The organism is Lysobacter sp. Root916 (genome assembly GCF_001429785.1).
Classification (GTDB): Bacteria; Pseudomonadota; Gammaproteobacteria; order Xanthomonadales; family Xanthomonadaceae; genus Lysobacter.
The window spans coordinates 107,236-121,230 of sequence record NZ_LMJF01000001.1; the positions used below are offsets into that span (position 1 = coordinate 107,236).

Sequence of the window (13,995 nt, forward strand, 5' to 3'; positions counted from 1 at the left end):
CGAACTCGCGATCAGAAGAACATGCGCACGCCGAAGGCCACGCCGCGGCCCGGCAACACCACCGTGTCCTTGAGGAAGGAGGTGTGCACGCGCGCTTCCTGATCGGTCAGGTTGGTGCCGTCCAGGAACAGCTCCCAGCCCAGTTGATCGGTGTCCCAGTGGTAGGCGAGGTGGGCGTCGACCAGGGTGTAGCCGTCGGTCGGGGTTTCGCCCACGGCCACGTCGTCCTGCTTCATGTAGCGCGTGGCGCCCAGCGAGGCGCGCCACGAGGACGCGTTCCAGCGCAGCTCGCCGCCGAAACGCGCCGGCGCGATGCGCGGCAGGTTGCCGCCTTCGTCCAGGGTCGCGCGCACGCGATCGCCGAACACGCGCACGTCGAACTTGCCGGCGTCGCCGTCGAACACGTGCGCGATCGCCTCGGCCTCGAAGCCGCGGAAGCGCGCATCGGCCTGGCTCCACTGGCGCACCGGCAGATCGTCCTCGATCAGGCCGGTGTCGCTGAGGTAGATGAAGCCGTCGAAGTTGGTCTGGTAGGCCGAGAGCTTGGCCTCGAAACGCGCGCCGTGGTAATGCAGGCCGAGTTCGAACTGGTTGGCGCGCTCCTTGCGCAGATCGGCGTCGCCGATCTCGAACGAAGCGGTGGCCACGTGCGGGCCGTCGGCGAACAGTTCCTCTTCGGCCGGCGCGCGTTCGGCGCGGTCCAGATTGAGGCTCAGGCGCCAGGCCTCGTTGAACTTCCAGATCGCGCCGGCCGACAGGCTGAGCGGGGTGAACGAGCGATCGAAGCCGGTGGCCGGATTGCTCTCGATGCGGTCGACGCGCGCGCCCAATTCGACCTGCAGCGCATCCCATTCGTTCTGCTCGGTCACGAACGCGCCGTAACCCTTGGTGCGGGTGCGCGGTACGAAGGCCTCCTCGCCGATCGCCTCGAAGGTGCGGTCGTAGCCCTGCAGGCCGAACGCGCCGATCCAGCCGCCGAACGGCTTGTGGGTCAGCTCCAGCCGGCCTTCGGTGGCTTCGTTGGTGAAGCGGGTGCCGACTTCCTCGCCCTCGAATTCGACGTGCTCGTAATCGGTGTGGGCGACGCTGGCGCGCAGGCCGCTGAAGATGCCGAATTCCTGGTTGATGCCGGCCTTGCTCTCGAAGCGGCTCTGCTTCATTTCCAGGTGCACGCCGGCTTCGCCCGCGGCGATGTCGCCGGGCTCGCCCGGGTTGCCGTAGCTGTCCTCGTAGCGCGAGGCCGAGAAGCCGAGGAAGCCCAGGTCGCCGACCAGCGACGCACCGAGCGCGCCGGTCTTGGTGTCGACGAAGCTGTTGCGCTGCCGGCCCAGCGGGGTCTGATAATCCTTGTTATTGCGGTACACGCCGTCGGCGTGCAGCACCAGCGCGCCGTCGGCGCCCATGGCGTCGACGCGGGCCATACCGGTGAAGCCGTCGTTGACCGTATCGTGGCGCACCTCGGCGCGACCGGACACGGTTTCGTCCAGCGGTTTTTCGGCGATGCGGCCATCGACCACGTTGACCACGCCGCCGATCGCGCCGCTGCCGTAGAGCAGGGTGGCCGGGCCTTTCAGGACTTCGATCTGATCGGCCAGGAAGGGCTCGACGCTAACGTTGTGGTCCTGGCTGACGGTCGACACGTCCTGGGTGGCCATGCCGCCGGACAGCACGCCCACGCGCGGGCCTTCGAGGCCGCGGATGATCGGGCGGCCGACGCCGGCGCCGAAGTTGGAGCTCTGTACGCCGGGCAGCTTGCCGATGGTTTCGCCCAGGGTCGCGCCGCGGGCTTCGTCCAGCTTCTCGCCGGACAGCACCTCGACGGGTTGGGCCAGATCCTCGGCGCTGGCGCGCAGCGGCGAGGCGGTCACCACCACCGAGTCCAGGTCGGTGGGCTGGTCGTGGCGTTTGTCGCTGGCGGTGTCGCTGCCGGAGGCCTGGTCGGGCGCTTGCTGGGCGAGGGCGGGGCCGGCGAGCGGCAGGGCGAGGGTGAGGGCGATCGCAAGCAGGCTGCGGCGCGGGCGACGGGCTAGCATGGGGGCATGATCCGGGCAGGTGACGGGAGGACGTGGAATGTTATATAGTAACGAAATGCGATTTGCACCCTCCCAGAAGTCACCCCGCCCTTGCTCGCGTTGCTGATGCCTCCCCTACGTCCCCGCAGTTTCCTCGACCGCCTCGGCGCCTTCGGCTCCTTGTTGTGCGCGGTCCATTGCGCCTTGCTGCCGCTGCTGATCGCGGTCCTGCCCACCCTGGGCGTGGCCGGCTGGTTCGACGACAGTTTCGAGCTGGCCTTCGTGGTGTTCGCGACCCTGCTGGGTCTGTTCAGCGTGGTCTGGGGCTATCGCCGCCACCACGCCGTGCGCGCCCTGTCGTTGCTGGCGCCGGGCCTGCTGGTGCTGTGGCTGGGCGTGCTGTACGCGCCGCTGCACCATTCGGTGGTGCCGCACGCGATCGTGATGACCCTGGGCGGTACCCTGGTCGGGCTGGCCCATCTGGCCAATCTGCGGCTCAATCACGGCCACGTGCACGACGCCAGCTGCGCCCACTGAGGGCCGGCCGGGACCGCGAAAGCCGCTTGTGCTAGGCTTCGCAGCCTCGCGCGCGACGCGTGGGCCGGATCCTTACGTCGACCGCGCCCGTCCGGCGCGCGACCGCATACCGCACTAACGAATAATTCAGGAGCACGACCATGGGTAAAGGCGACCGCAAGACCGCCAAGGGCAAGCGCTACAACTCCAGCTACGGCAACGCCCGCAAGGCCGTGACCAAGGCCGCCGGCACGGCCGCCGCGCCGGCCGCGAAGAAGACCGCGAAGGCCCCGGCTGCGAAGGCGCCGGTAGCCAAGAAGGTCGTGGCCAAGAAGGCCGCTGCCAAGGAGTAAGCGTCGGTTCCGACGCTGCGCTGAAAACCCCGCTTCGGCGGGGTTTTTTGTTTTGTGGCTGTGGGATGGGGTGATGGGGATGCCGGGCCTTCGTGGCTCTGCTCGCTTGTGACTACGCAGGAGGGCTTTCGCGCTTGTTCGTCATTAGCAAGCTCTTGCTCTTAGCTCCCTCCTTTGGAAAAGGGTGAAGCCGTGCGGCTTACGAACCGTAGGTTCGTGCACGGGTGAACGCCAGCGGGCTGTGCCTGCTGGCCGGGCGGGTCGGGGAGGATTTGCTGTTGCTTCGCTTTCGTCTTTTCTGACCGAAGATCAATGGCTTCCGCCTGCTGCGCATGCGGGTCACTTTCTCTTGCTAGCCCAAGAGAAAGTGACCAAAGAGAAGGGCTAGCCTGACCAACCCTACCCTGCGAGTTCGGGGCTTTCGCCGGGATTTTTCGAATGGACATCCCTGTCCATTCGAAAAACGGCGCGCGTCCTGCGCGCCGCCCTACGGGTCTACAGTTGGTCGTGTGAATGCGGCGCTTTTGGATTTGAATGCCGCAGCAACAGCAACAGCAACAGCAACAGCAACAGCAACAGCAACAGCAAACGGCAAACGGCAAACGGCAAACGGCGTGACTGGCGCTTTACCGGTGGCGATGCAGCGTCGCTTCCGGCGTTACGTCGACTGTCGCGAATGTGCCCCCTCTCCCGCGCGGCGGGAGAGGGTTGGGGTGAGGGCCGCTAGCTACGGGATCGGAGCGCAGCGCGCTGACTGGCCTTACTTGCCCGTCGCCGCGACCTTCTCGACTTCGCGCCACACCCGCAGCAGGTTCTCGCCCAGGATCTTGCGGATGTCCTCGTCCTTGTGTCCGCGCGCCTGCAGACCGGCGATCAAGTTCGGGTAGTCGCCGACGCTGCGCAGGCCTTCTGGCAACGCGCCGCTGACGCCGTCGAAGTCGGAGCCGATGCCGACGTGGTCGGCGCCCAGCAGCTTCACCGCGTAGTCGATCTGGTCCAGCACCGCGTCGATCTTGACCTGCTGCGCCGGGTGCGTGCGCTCCCATTCCTTATCGAATTCCTCGGCGCTGGGCGGCGTTTCGCCGCGCGCGACCGCGTCGGTGCGGGCGCGGTCGAACTCGGGCCGCGCGCGGAAATAAGCGGTGGTGTCGGCGGCGGTCTTGGGGTCGACGAAGGCGTTGCCGAAGGTGATCTGGACCACGCCGCCTTGCTTGGCGATCGCCAGCGCGAGTTCGTCGCTGAGGTTGCGCTCGAAGTCGGGGGTGAAATGGCGCAGGCCGGAATGGCTGGCGATCACCGGCGCGCGGCTGGCGGCCAGCGCGGCGCGGGTGGCGTCGTCGGACAGGTGCGAGACGTCGACCATGATGCCCAGGCGGTTCATTTCCGCGATCACCTGCAGGCCGAACGGGCTCACGCCCTTCCACGGCCGCTCCAGGCTGTAGGAGCCGTCGGCGATGCGGTTGCTGTGGCTATGGGCCAGGGTGATGTAGCGCACGCCGCGCGCGTGGAACTGCTTCAGGCGCGCCAGGTCGTCGCCGATCGGCGCGCCGTTCTCCATGCCCAGCGCCAGCAGCACGCGGCCGCCGTCGATCAGGCGCGCGTAATCCTGCGGCGAACGCAGGATCGCGAACTTGTCCGGGTGCCGCCCGACCATGGCCTCGACCGCGTCGATCTGGGTGCTGGCGACCTGCCAGGCGCTGCCGTCCTTGTCCTGCTCGGGCGAGGTGTAGATCGACATGAAGGCCACGTCCAGGCCACCCTGGCGCGCGCGCGGATAGTCGAACTCGACCTTGGGCGAATCCAGGCCGAGGTCGTTCCAATGCTTGAGCAGTTCGGTCGGCGCGTCGATATGGGTGTCGACGATGGTCGCGGCGCGCGCGAGCTTCTGCGCCGGGCTCAGGGCCTCGTCGGCGCGGGCGTGGCCGGCGAACAGGGCGAGGGTACAGGCGGCGACGAGCAGAGAGCGCATGCGGAAACCTCGAGGTTTTGGAAAGGAGACGCTTTACTCGGTCGTACTGCCGGCGATACGGCGCCCGTCGGCGTAGACCTCGCCCGCGAGCGCGCCGCCCAGCCAATAGCACAACTCGGAGGGGTGACCGATGCGCCAGCGCACGAAGTCGGCGCGCGCGCCCACGCGCAACGCGCCGCGGTCGTCGCAGCCCAGCGCGCGCGCGGCATGCACGGTGGCGCCACGCAGCGCCTCCAACGGGGTCAGGCGGAAATGCGTGCAGGCCAGCTGCATGGCCTGGCGCAGCGACTGCAGCGGCGAGGTGCCGGGGTTGCAGTCGGTGGCCACGGCCATGGCCACGCCGTGTTCGCGGAACGCGTCCAGCGGCGGCAGTCGGGTCTCGCGTAGCACATGGAACGCGCCCGGCAGCAGCACCGCGACCGTGCCGTGCTCGGCCATCGCGCGCACGCTGGCTTGCGAGGTGTACTCGACATGGTCGGCCGACAGGCCGGAGAACTCGGCCGCCAGCGCGGCGCCGCCGAGGTCGCTGAGCTGATCGGCGTGCAGCTTGACCCGCAGGCCCAGCGCGCGCGCGGTCTCGAACACGCGCCGGGTCTGGGCTGGGCTGAAGCCGATGCCTTCGCAGAAGGCGTCGACCGCGTCGACCAGGCCTTCCTCGTGTAGCGGACGCATCCAGCCGCACACCGCGGTCACGTAGTCGTCGGCGCGGCCGGCGAACTCGGGCGGCAGCGCGTGCGCGCCCAGGTAGGTGGTGCGCACGCTCACTCCCAGCACCTCACCGATGCGGCGCGCGACGCGCAGCATCTTGCGTTCGTGTTCGTAGTCCAGGCCGTAACCGGACTTGATCTCCAGGGTGGTCGCGCCGTCGGCGATCAGCGCCTGCGCGCGCGGCAGCGATTGCCGTAGCAGCTCGTCCTCGTCGGCGGCGCGGGTGGCGCGCACGGTGGACACGATGCCGCCGCCGTTGCGCGCGATCTCCTCGTAGCTGGCGCCCTGCAGGCGCAGTTCGAACTCGCGCGCACGGTCGCCGGCGAACACCAGGTGGGTGTGGCAGTCGACCAGGCCGGGGGTGATCCAGCCGTCGGCGACGATCACCTGCGCGGCCAGCGTGGCCGGGTCGCCGGGTAGGCCGGCGCGTGGGCCGACGTAGCGCAGGATGCCGTCGCGCCAGCCCAGGGCGGCGTCGGCGATCTCGCCGTAGCCTTCGTCCGCATCCAAGGTGGCCAGCGAGGCGCCGACGATCAGTCCATCCAGGGGCAGGTGCTGCGGCGGCAGGGCGTCGCCGGCGGAGGCGGCGTGGGGGCTGGGGCGGTTCATGGCTCGATTCTAACGGAGCGGGTGTCTGGCGGAGCGCGTGCGATCGGGCACCTGCGGCGCGTCGCCACGCTGCGCGCAGCGCGCACGTAGGGCGGGTCTGTAGAATCCGGCGCATGGAAAATCTCGACGCGACCACGCTGTGGACCCCCGCCGGTTGGCGCCACGACACCGGGCTGCGCCTGGACGACGACGGCCGCATCCTCGCCGTGGACGGCGTTGCGCCGGTCGCCGACGCGGCGCGCCTGGTGCCCGGCATCGCCAACCTGCATTCGCACGCGTTCCAGCGCGCGATGGCCGGCATGGCCGAGCGCCAGACCGACCCGCGCGACAGCTTCTGGACCTGGCGCGAGACCATGTACCGCTTCGCCGCCGGCTTCTCGCCCGATACCTTGTATGCGGTGGCTTCGCAGCTCTATGTCGAGATGCTGGAGGCCGGCTACACCACGGTCTGCGAGTTCCATTACCTGCATCACGCGCCCGACGGCCGCCGCTACGACGATCCGGCCGCGATGTCGCGCGCTTTGATCGCGGCCGCGCGCGACACCGGCATCCGCCTGACCCTGCTGCCGGTGCTGTACATGACCGGCGGTTTCGACGAGCGCCCGCTGAGCGAACGCCAACGCCGCTTCGGCCACCAGGTCGAGGACTATCTGGACCTGCTGCAGCGTCTGCGTGGCGACGTCGGTCACGGCCTGCGCGTGGGTTGTTCGCTGCATAGCCTGCGTGCGGTGCCGCCGCAGGCGATGGCCGAGACGCTGGCCGCGCTGCCGGCCGACAGCCGTGTGCACATCCACATCGCCGAACAGGTCGCCGAGGTCGAGGACTGCCTGGCTATCCGCAAGGCGCGGCCGGTGCGCTGGCTGTTCGATCACGCCCCGGTCGACGAGCGCTGGACCCTGGTCCACGCCACCCACCTGGACGAGGACGAGACGCAGGCGATCGCGCGCAGCGGCGCGACGGTGGCGATCTGCACCACCACCGAGGGCAATCTAGGCGACGGCCTGTTCCCCTTGCGCGACTATCTGGACGCGGGCGGGTGCTGGGGCGTGGGTTCGGACTCGCATATCTCGGTGTCGCCGATCGAGGAACTGCGTTGGCTGGAGTACGGCCAGCGCCTGATCACGCGCCGGCGCAATATCGCCGTGGACGCGGCGGTGCCCAGCGTCGGCGAAACCCTGATGCGCGGGGTCGCCGCGAGCGCAGCGGATTCGACCGGGCACGCGATCGGCAGCCTTGCGGTCGGCGAGTACGCCGATGCGCTGGTGCTGGATGCGCAGGCGCCGATCTTCGCCGGTGCGCAGGACGAGGATGCGCTGGACCGCTGGCTGTTCGCCGGCAACCGACCGGCGGTGCGCGAGACCTGGGTCGGCGGCCGCCGCGTCGTCGCCGATGGGCGCCACAAAGATCGCGACGCGGTCGCGGCCGCGTACCGGCGCGCGATGCGGGTGTTGTTGGAAACCGCCTGATCGCGACCGGCGCCCGCAACCCGCTTGCTGTGGGAGCGGCGTGAGCCGCGATCGCGCAACCGCAACGCGCGACGAAACCGACGATCCGCAACGCACTGCAAGCGAGAACGCCCCCGCAAGGAGGCGTTCGTCACGTGGCGCGACATTCGTCGACAGTGCGGTCTCGCTATCGCGGCTTACGCCGCTCCCACAGGGGGCGGGAGCCGGAGACGCGCGGTGACTAGCCGAACAAATCGTTCGCCGGGGCGAGCGCGCCTTCCAGTTCCAGCAGGAAACGTTTGGTCGGCAGGCCGCCACCGAAGCCGGTGAGGCTGCCGTCGGCGCCGATCACGCGGTGGCAGGGCAGCACGATGGGCAGCGGGTTGCGGCCGTTGGCGGCGCCGACCGCGCGCATCGCGCTGGCCTGGCCCAGGTGCCGCGCCATCTGGCCGTAGCTCCAGGTCTGGCCCCAGGGAATCAGCGCCAGGGTACGCCAGCATTGCAGCTGGAACGCGGTGCCGTGCGGCGCCAACGGCAAGTCGAACGCGCGCCGCGTGCCGGCGAAGTATTCGTCGAGCTGCTTCTGCGTTTCGCTGAGCACGGCGTTGTCGCCTGGCTGCCAGCGCGCATCGATCGCGGCCGGGTGCCAGGGCGCTTCGAACTCGATCAGGCGCAGGCCGTCGTCGCCGCTGGCGAGCAGCAACGGGCCCACCGGGCTGTCGATGTGCCGATACGTGATCGGGCCGTCCTTGAGACGGATCTGGCTCATGCGCGCGGCCTCGCGGTTGCGGCGACGGCGCGGCGCGACGGGCGCTCGCGGCGTTGCGGGATCATTCGGCATCGCTCCTCGCTTCGGCGGCGGCCTGCGCGCGGCTGCGCGTGCGTGCGCGTGGCGCGATCGGCTTGGCGGCCGGCTTGGGCGCGCCCATGGAATCGCGCCACAGATGGATCACCGCATAGGCGCGCCACGGCCGCCAAGCCTCGGCGCGCGCGATCAGCGCCTTCGCGCTCATGCGGCTGCCATCCTCGGGCACGGCTTTCTGCAGCACCAGGTCGTCGGCGGGGAAGGCGTCGGGGTGGCCTAGCGCGCGCATCGCGATGTAGTTGGCGGTCCAGGGGCCGATGCCGGGCAGCGCGACCCAGCGCGCGGCGAAATCGTCCAGGGTACGCTCGGCGCCGAAACCCACGCCGCTGTCGACGCGGCCGTCGAGCAGGGCGCGCGCGACCGTGCGCACGGTGTCGGCGCGCGCGCGGGTGAGGCCGATCTGGCTGAGGTCGGCGTCGACCAGCGCGTCCGGGGTCGGGAACAGATGCTCCAGCCCCGGCGCGAACGGATGCGGCAGGGCCTGGCCGAAACGCTGGGCCAGGCGCGCGGCGAGCGTACGCGCGGCGGCCACGCTGACCTGCTGGCCGAGGATCGCGCGCACCGCTATTTCGAAACCGTCCCAGCCGCTGGGCAGGCGCAGCCCAGGGCGCTTCTTCAACAATGGGCGCAGGCGCGGGTCCACCGACAGCGCGTCGGCGATCGCGTTCGGATCGGCGTCCAGATCGAACATGCGACGCAGGCGGTTGATGATCTCCAACAACCGCGAGGGCGCCGGCCCGTGCAGTTCCAGTTTCAGCGCGTGTTCGCCGCCGGGCCAGGCGCTCACCCGCAGCCAGCCCGGCCGTTCGATCGGGCCGATCACGCGCGCGTAGCTGTGCTCGTCGACGCTTTCCACGCCGGGCAGGGCGCGACCGCGCAGGAAATCCAGCATGGTCGCGAAGTCGTAGGGCGGGCGGTAACCCAGGCGCAAGGTCAGCACGTCGTCGCCGGCGCCGGCGTTCTCGTTCGGGCGCCGGCGCAGATCGCGCGGGGCCATGCGGTAGGCCTCGAGAAACGTGGCATTGAAGCGGCGCAGGCTGCCGAAGCCGGCGGCCATCGCGACTTCGGTGATCGGCAGCGCGGTCTCGGTCAACAACTGCTTGGCGAACAGCAAACGGCGCGTGCCGTGCACGCCGATCGGCGCCGCACCCAGACGCTCCACGAACAAGCGCCGCAGTTGCCGCTCGCCCAGGCCGACGCGTTCGGCCAGCGCCGACAGCGGGTGTTCGGCGAGCAGGCCCTGGTCGATCAGTTTGAGCGCGCGCGCGACCGCGGCGTCGCCGCGGCGCCAGGCGCCGTCGCTGGGCGACAGCTCCGGGCGGCAGCGCAGGCAAGGCCGGAAACCGGCGGCTTCGGCGGCCGCGGCGTTGCCGTAATAGAGGACGTTCTCGCGCTTGGCCGCGGGCGCCGGGCACACCGGCCGGCAATAGATGCGGGTGCTGGTGACGGCGGTGAAGAACAGGCCGTCGAAGCGCGGGTCGCGGCTCAGACGCGCCTGTTCGCAGACGCGCCAGTGCGGCAGGCTGTCCTGGGCGACGGGGGCGGGGAAGGTCGGCATGGAACCCAGGCTAGCACCGTCGCGGGGCCTGGACTCGCCGGATTCGGACATGGACGTGGAGGCCGCGTCACGGCGGTTTCGGCGACCGCGATGCATACTCCGCGGCACCGTCCGAGCAGGGAGCTCCGCCATGAATTCTCGTCATCTGTTTGTCGGCTGCGCGCTCGCGCTGAGCCTGGCGGCCTGCGCCAGCGGTAACGGCGCAGGCTCCGCGCCGGCCTCCGGCGCCGAGCGCGTGCTCAGCGCCGCCGACAGCGCCGCGCCGGTGGTGTTGAGCGTGGGCGAAACCGTCGTGGTCCAGGTCGAGGCGAATCCCAGCACCGGCTACGGCTGGATCGTCGATCAGGCCGCCGCGGCGGGCACGCTGGAACAGGTCGGCGAGCCCGCGATGGCCTTGTCGAATCCCGGCGCGGTCGGCGGTGGCGGGACCCAGACCTGGCGCTTCCGCGCCGTCGCCAAGGGCCAGGGCGAGCTGCGCATGGATTACCGCCGCGCCTGGGAAAAGGACGTGCCGCCCGTGCGCAACGTGGCCTGGACGATCGAGGTCCGCTAAGGCCGCTGCTGGTCGTCGCGCAGGGCCGGCAGCAGCGGCGCGATGTCGCCGTCGTTGCGCGCCGGACGAATGCCTACCAGGCGCGCCAGCAGCGGATAGACGTCGACGTTGTCGAACGCGGGCAGGGTCGCGCCACGCCGGAACGCGGGGCCGCGGGCGAGGAAGATCGCACGCATCGACGGCAGCGCCGGGTCGTAGCCGTGCGAGCCGCGGTTCGCGTTCGGACGTTTCGCCAGCGCCGAGCGCTGGATCGCGTCCCAGCCTTCGTGCATCTGGCATACGATCGCCGGCACGCGCGGATGGCGGCCGTAGTGCCAGCGCGCGGGCAGGTCCTGCTTGCGCCAGCAGTCGTATTGTTCGTGGTGGCCGACCAGCTTCGCCGCCACCGTCGCTTCCTGGCCGGGCTTGGGCACGATGCCGATCGACTGTCCGATCGACACCACGGTCGCCTCCTGCATCGACACCATGTCCTCGACCGCGATCGCGTGGCCCCGCGCGACCGTGGCCATGCCATGGTCCGAGACCACGATCAGGTTCACGCGTTCGAGCTGGTCGCGCGCAGCCAGGCCGTCGAGCAGGCGTCCGATCGCGGCGTCGATCGTGCGGATGGCGTCGCGCGCCTCGTCCGAATCCGGGCCGTGCTCGTGTCCGGCTTTGTCCAGGGCATCGAAGTACAGCGTGATCACGCGCGGCCGCGTCGCCGCCGGTTCGCCCAGCCAGCCCAGCACTTCGTCCACGCGCGCATCGGCCGAGACGGTTTCGTCGAACGGCCGCCAGCGCGTCGGCCTACGGCCCTGCACCGGCGCCTCGCTGCCGGGCCAGAACAAGGTCGCGCTGCGTAGGCCCGCTTTCTCGGCGCCGACCCAGATCGGCTCGCCGCCCCACCAGCGGGTGTCGCCCACGGCCTTGCGGTCGGCGACCCGGAAATCGCCCAGGCCGTCTTCCCACATGCTGTTGTGGACGATGCCGTGGTGGTCCGGGCGCAGGCCGGTGACGATGGTGTAGTGATTCGGGAAGGTCAGCGAGGGATAGGAGGGATTCATCCACGCCGCGCGCACGCCGTCGCGCGCGATGCGTTCGAGATTGGGCGAAATGCCGCGCTCGAAATAGTCGTTGCGGAAGCCGTCGATCGAGATCAACAGCACCGGTGCGGGTTCGGCCGCGGCCGGTTGCGGCGCGCGGGTGGCGCAGGCGGCGAGGAAAAGGGCGAGCAGGGCGGTCGCGGCCGCCGGCAGATAGGAGCGCATGGCCGGATCATAACGGGCGCAGATTGCGTCCAGACGTCGGCATGACTTCCGTCGCTGGCGGCGCCGGGCGCCTGTGCCGATAGTGGCCTGGCCCTTTGCCCGGAGAGTCGCCATGCGCCGTACCGCCGTTCGCTGCGCCGTCGCGGCGCTATTCCTGGCCGTGGGGGCGCCGGTTTGGGCGCAGACCGGGCCCGCGCCGGTGGTAATGGAGAACCCTCCGCCGCCGCCGAGCACGCTGCCCGAGCTCAGTGCCAAGGAATGCGAGGTTTGGGCGCGCGAGTTCAGCTTCGCCAAGTCGGTCGCCGACCACGATGCGGCCGCATTCGCGGAGCACCTGCAGTCCGGGGCCGCGTTCGGCGCCAGTCGTCGCGCGCCCACGCGCGGCCGCAAGGCCATCGCCGAGCGTTGGGCCGGCATCATCGAAGGCAAGGCGGTGCGGCTGGAGTGGTACCCCACGCGCGTGACCATCGGTGGGGCCGCGGACGTGGCCTGGTCCAGTGGGCCGTCCTTGTTCGAGGACCGCGCACCGGACGCCAAGCAGCGCTTTTCGATCGGCAGCTTCCACTCGGTCTGGCACCGCGATCGCGACGGCGTCTGGCGGGTCCTGTTCGACGACGGCATCGAAGGCCGGCCGGTGACCTCGGCCGAAGCGATGGCGTTCCGCGACGCCCGGCGTACGACCTGTCCGCGAGGCTGACGAACGCCTAAACGCGGGCGGGGATAGCACGCACCCAGCGTGCCCGGAGGCGTATGGTGGCTTTACGACGGCTACGGCCGTCGATCTCCCCAGCGCGTTCGAGGTGTCGTATGAAACGTGTATTGCTCGCCAGCCTGCTCGCGGCCTGCGCCTTCGCGGCCTCGGCGCAGACCACCGCTCCGACCCAGACCACGTCCGGCCACACGACGGCGGGCGTAACGACTTCGGCCCAGACGACCTCGGGCCAAACGACTTCGGCACGGACCGACGTGTCGACGCAGGTCCGTACCGACGGTACCTCCGGTACCCAGGCCGACACCCAGTCCAAGGCCGAAGTCGATCGCAACTGCCTGCGCCAGACCGGCACGCATATCCGCGACCGTTCGGCGAGCAACGGCAAGGGACGCAAGGGCTGCGTCGCCGCCAACGGCCGCGTCTACACCCGTGAGGACATCGATCGCACCGGTCAGACCGACATCGCCGAGGCACTGCGCCAGTTGGATCCGTCGATCCACTGATACGCGCCTGCCAATTTCCGCGACGCCCGGCTCCGGCCGGGCGTTTTCGTATCTGGTTCACGCAGTATCGATCAGGCTTCGGACCGAACTTGGTTTTGGGGTAGGAGCGGCGTGAGCCGCGACCGTGATCTCACAGTGGCCGGCGCAATGCAGTTAGCTGATCCTCCCTGTCTCGATAAGTGGGCAGTTTCGCCGCAGGCGCAGCAGCGCGGTCGCGGCTTACGCCGCTCCTACCCCACGGCCGCGCAACGGCGTCTGCGTGGGCGAGGCCCGTAGGGACTTCTGCCAACGCTCAAGCCCTGAGCCCATCCAGCACTCGTCCCAGCGAAGCCTCGTAGAAGGTGCGGAACTGACGGTCGTCGTAGTTGAAACGGCCGCCGCGGTAGAGCGAGATCAGGCCGTGCGACTGCGCCCACAGCGTCATCGCGATGTCCCAGGGGTCGCCGGCTTTCAGCAGGCCGGCCTGCTGCGCCTCGATCACCACGTCGGCGGCCACGTTCAAGGTGGGCGAGCGGCGCGCGCGGAAATCGTCGGGGTAGCGGCGCGCGTCCTCGCGCCGGATCGAAAAGGCGTGGTCGAACAAATGCGGATGGGCGAGCGCGTAGTCGAGGTAGATGCGCTGGATCGCCATCAGGCGCGCGATCACGTCGCCGCCTTCCTTGCGCGCGCTCCAGTGGTGCGCGATCTCCTGGAAGCTGTCGTCGCTGATGCGCTTGAGCAGGGCTTCGCGATTGGGGAAGTGGCGGTAGATCGCCATCGGCGTGATTCCGACCGCCTCGGCGACCCGACGCATGCTGACCGCGGCGGCGCCGTCGCGCTCGAACAGGGCGCGGGCGGCGCGCAGGATCCGGTCGGCGGTGGCGGGCGCGCTCATGTATACAGCGTATACATTTTCCCTCTGGCGTGGCAAATCGGGGCGAAATCGGCGGGCGCGGGCGCGCATTC

General features: G+C 69.9%; 13 protein-coding genes. 6 read left to right on the forward strand and 7 right to left on the reverse strand.

The window, feature by feature from the left end; translation table 11 throughout:
• Nucleotides 1–11: 11 nt before the first annotated feature.
• Nucleotides 12–2,033, reverse strand: a complete 2,022-nt coding sequence (locus tag ASE35_RS00495) for a TonB-dependent receptor (RefSeq protein ID WP_057162650.1) — start codon at nt 2,031–2,033, stop codon at nt 12–14.
• 105 nt (nt 2,034–2,138) lie between these two features.
• Here ASE35_RS00495 and ASE35_RS00500 point away from each other — a divergent pair, with 105 nt between their 5' ends.
• Both ASE35_RS00500 and ASE35_RS00505 read left to right on the forward strand, forming a co-directional pair.
• A complete protein-coding gene (locus tag ASE35_RS00500; protein WP_056176324.1) occupies nt 2,139–2,549 on the forward strand; it encodes a MerC domain-containing protein in 411 nt (136 codons plus the stop codon).
• A gap of 140 nt (nt 2,550–2,689) precedes the next feature.
• Nucleotides 2,690–2,881 (forward strand): 30S ribosomal protein THX, encoded by a 192-nt coding sequence (locus tag ASE35_RS00505; protein WP_056172544.1) that lies wholly within the window; start codon nt 2,690–2,692, stop codon nt 2,879–2,881.
• A gap of 760 nt (nt 2,882–3,641) precedes the next feature.
• Here the strand turns inward: ASE35_RS00505 and ASE35_RS00510 are convergent.
• Nucleotides 3,642–4,850: a dipeptidase gene (locus tag ASE35_RS00510; protein ID WP_057162651.1), complete on the reverse strand. Its 1,209-nt coding sequence runs from the start codon at nt 4,848–4,850 to the stop codon at nt 3,642–3,644.
• Nucleotides 4,851–4,883: 33 nt separating this feature from the next.
• Nucleotides 4,884–6,167 carry an imidazolonepropionase gene (gene hutI / locus ASE35_RS00515; protein ID WP_057162652.1) on the reverse strand — a complete coding sequence of 428 codons (1,284 nt, stop codon included), beginning with the start codon at nt 6,165–6,167 and terminating at the stop codon, nt 4,884–4,886.
• A gap of 113 nt (nt 6,168–6,280) precedes the next feature.
• Between hutI and ASE35_RS00520 the strand changes: the two genes are divergently transcribed.
• Entirely contained in the window at nt 6,281–7,633 is a 1,353-nt protein-coding gene (locus ASE35_RS00520; protein WP_057162653.1) for a formimidoylglutamate deiminase, read from the forward strand.
• A 220-nt stretch (nt 7,634–7,853) separates the two neighbouring features.
• Here ASE35_RS00520 and ASE35_RS00525 read toward each other — a convergent pair whose 3' ends face one another.
• Together ASE35_RS00525 and ASE35_RS00530 are read right to left on the reverse strand one after the other, a co-directional pair.
• Complete coding sequence (locus ASE35_RS00525) at nt 7,854–8,381, reverse strand: methylated-DNA--[protein]-cysteine S-methyltransferase (protein WP_057161534.1); 528 nt, start codon at nt 8,379–8,381, stop codon at nt 7,854–7,856.
• A 61-nt stretch (nt 8,382–8,442) separates the two neighbouring features.
• Nucleotides 8,443–10,035, reverse strand: coding sequence for a DNA-3-methyladenine glycosylase 2 (locus tag ASE35_RS00530; RefSeq protein WP_057162654.1), 1,593 nt, complete (start codon nt 10,033–10,035; stop codon nt 8,443–8,445).
• A 130-nt stretch (nt 10,036–10,165) separates the two neighbouring features.
• Between ASE35_RS00530 and ASE35_RS21425 the strand changes: the two genes are divergently transcribed.
• The gene (locus tag ASE35_RS21425) at nt 10,166–10,588 is read left to right on the forward strand and encodes a protease inhibitor I42 family protein (RefSeq protein WP_057162655.1); all 423 of its coding nucleotides are present in this window, start codon (nt 10,166–10,168) and stop codon (nt 10,586–10,588) included.
• On the opposite strand, the gene ASE35_RS00540 is transcribed toward ASE35_RS21425, so the two are convergent.
• Nucleotides 10,585–11,835 (reverse strand): ectonucleotide pyrophosphatase/phosphodiesterase, encoded by a 1,251-nt coding sequence (locus tag ASE35_RS00540; protein ID WP_057162656.1) that lies wholly within the window; start codon nt 11,833–11,835, stop codon nt 10,585–10,587. The genes ASE35_RS21425 and ASE35_RS00540 overlap by 4 nt on opposite strands.
• Nucleotides 11,836–11,947: 112 nt before the next feature.
• Between ASE35_RS00540 and ASE35_RS00545 the strand changes: the two genes are divergently transcribed.
• Nucleotides 11,948–12,532 carry a DUF4440 domain-containing protein gene (locus tag ASE35_RS00545; RefSeq protein ID WP_235569973.1) on the forward strand — a complete coding sequence of 195 codons (585 nt, stop codon included), beginning with the start codon at nt 11,948–11,950 and terminating at the stop codon, nt 12,530–12,532.
• A gap of 110 nt (nt 12,533–12,642) precedes the next feature.
• On the forward strand, nt 12,643–13,050 hold the full coding sequence (locus ASE35_RS00550) for a hypothetical protein (protein ID WP_157489191.1): 408 nt from the start codon (nt 12,643–12,645) through the stop codon (nt 13,048–13,050).
• A gap of 292 nt (nt 13,051–13,342) precedes the next feature.
• Here ASE35_RS00550 and ASE35_RS00555 read toward each other — a convergent pair whose 3' ends face one another.
• The gene (locus tag ASE35_RS00555; protein WP_056172568.1) at nt 13,343–13,924 is read right to left on the reverse strand and encodes a TetR/AcrR family transcriptional regulator; all 582 of its coding nucleotides are present in this window, start codon (nt 13,922–13,924) and stop codon (nt 13,343–13,345) included.
• Nucleotides 13,925–13,995: the final 71 nt, after the last annotated feature.

Excerpts from the sequence above, each read along its gene's own strand:
- ASE35_RS00495 (WP_057162650.1), bottom strand. The coding sequence starts at position 2,033 with ATGCTAGCCCGTCGCCCGCGCCGCAGCCTGCTTGCGATCGCCCTCACC.
- ASE35_RS00500 (WP_056176324.1), top strand. The coding sequence starts at position 2,139 with ATGCCTCCCCTACGTCCCCGCAGTTTCCTCGACCGCCTCGGCGCCTTC.
- ASE35_RS00505 (WP_056172544.1), top strand. The coding sequence starts at position 2,690 with ATGGGTAAAGGCGACCGCAAGACCGCCAAGGGCAAGCGCTACAACTCC.
- ASE35_RS00510 (WP_057162651.1), bottom strand. The coding sequence starts at position 4,850 with ATGCGCTCTCTGCTCGTCGCCGCCTGTACCCTCGCCCTGTTCGCCGGC.
- hutI (WP_057162652.1), bottom strand. The coding sequence starts at position 6,167 with ATGAACCGCCCCAGCCCCCACGCCGCCTCCGCCGGCGACGCCCTGCCG.
- ASE35_RS00520 (WP_057162653.1), top strand. The coding sequence starts at position 6,281 with ATGGAAAATCTCGACGCGACCACGCTGTGGACCCCCGCCGGTTGGCGC.
- ASE35_RS00525 (WP_057161534.1), bottom strand. The coding sequence starts at position 8,381 with ATGAGCCAGATCCGTCTCAAGGACGGCCCGATCACGTATCGGCACATC.
- ASE35_RS00530 (WP_057162654.1), bottom strand. The coding sequence starts at position 10,035 with ATGCCGACCTTCCCCGCCCCCGTCGCCCAGGACAGCCTGCCGCACTGG.
- ASE35_RS21425 (WP_057162655.1), top strand. The coding sequence starts at position 10,166 with ATGAATTCTCGTCATCTGTTTGTCGGCTGCGCGCTCGCGCTGAGCCTG.
- ASE35_RS00540 (WP_057162656.1), bottom strand. The coding sequence starts at position 11,835 with ATGCGCTCCTATCTGCCGGCGGCCGCGACCGCCCTGCTCGCCCTTTTC.
- ASE35_RS00545 (WP_235569973.1), top strand. The coding sequence starts at position 11,948 with ATGCGCCGTACCGCCGTTCGCTGCGCCGTCGCGGCGCTATTCCTGGCC.
- ASE35_RS00550 (WP_157489191.1), top strand. The coding sequence starts at position 12,643 with ATGAAACGTGTATTGCTCGCCAGCCTGCTCGCGGCCTGCGCCTTCGCG.
- ASE35_RS00555 (WP_056172568.1), bottom strand. The coding sequence starts at position 13,924 with ATGAGCGCGCCCGCCACCGCCGACCGGATCCTGCGCGCCGCCCGCGCC.